1 protein-coding gene is annotated in these 1,176 nt (G+C 45.3%); it reads right to left on the bottom strand.

The genetic code is table 11. From position 1 onward, the window contains the following. A partial coding sequence (locus tag DFP95_RS28595) for an IS110 family RNA-guided transposase (RefSeq protein ID WP_115996085.1) occupies window positions 1-1,115 on the bottom strand: 1,115 nt, incomplete at its 3' end. Between the last annotated feature and the right edge of the window lie 61 nt (window positions 1,116-1,176).

The raw sequence follows: 1,176 nt of genomic DNA on the forward strand, positions 1-1,176 counted from the left end.
TCATGCAAAGCCTTAAAGGCCCTGTTCTTCGCCACCAGCGGCATTATGACTCGGAAGAGCAAGGCTCGCAGCTTCTTTCTTCCCCGCTTAGTAATCTTGGTCTGTCCTTTGTGCTTTCCGGATGTATTCTCTTTCAGGCTCAACCCAGCAAGCTTTATGATCTGTTTTGGATGATGGTAGTTACTGATATCGCCAATCTCGGCAAGGAATCCTGCTACCGTATCTCTGCCGATACCTTTGATGGCTAGAAGATGATTAACACCTGGAATGTGCTGCAAGAGTTGATCTAGTTTAGCCTCAAGCTCTTCAAACTTACTTTGAATCAATTTATACTGCCCCAACAACAATTGAAGTTCCATTTTGGCCAATTCCGTTCCTTGTTTAATGCCTACTGAACGGTTAGCCGCTGATTTCAGGCTCGTTATACGCCCCAGCCCTGCACCTCGCTTTGCCACTTCTCGTAAGTGCCCCAGTAGAAACTCATCCGGTACCTTAACGAGCTCATGTGGCAACAGGTTAAGGCTGAGCATCTGGATTGCCGATTTACATTCCCAATCCTTAAATACCGTAAGAAATTCAGGGAAATACCGATCTAGCCAGTTATGGACTCGCCCTTGCACAACGCGCAAGTCAGTCGACAGGTGTTCGCGAATTTTCATAGCTTCACGCAGCTCTGCATAGATGCCTTGTGGAATATTAGGTACGGCGTATCTCCCGTCTTTGACAAGTTGTGCGATGACCCTGGCATCCTTGACGTCATTCTTAGTTGGTGAATTGTCGTCTAATTCTTTGCTCTTTTTAACGTGTAACGGATTTACCACACCAAAGAAAATCGTCTGTTCTCTTAAATAGTGAGCAAGATTCAGCCAATATTGACCGGTGGGTTCCATACCTACTACCACGTCTTCACATCCATGTTCCGACATGATCTTCCGAAACCAGCTTACAAACAATTCAAATCCTTCCAAGCTGTTTTCAAATGAAATGGGCTTCCCGTATTCTACCCCACGGAAGTCTTGTGCTCGAGCCACATGTTTGAACTTTGCAATGTCCACCCCGACAATGAGAGTGGAAGAAGTGATTTGAGTAATTCGTTGATTTTGATTAGAATGCATAGTGTAGTCTCCTTGGAATGTATTTGGATCTGTCGCTGGCCAGCAACTGAGATCCTATTAC

Source organism: Cohnella lupini (assembly GCF_003386205.1).
GTDB lineage: Bacteria > Bacillota > Bacilli > Paenibacillales > Paenibacillaceae > Cohnella > Cohnella lupini.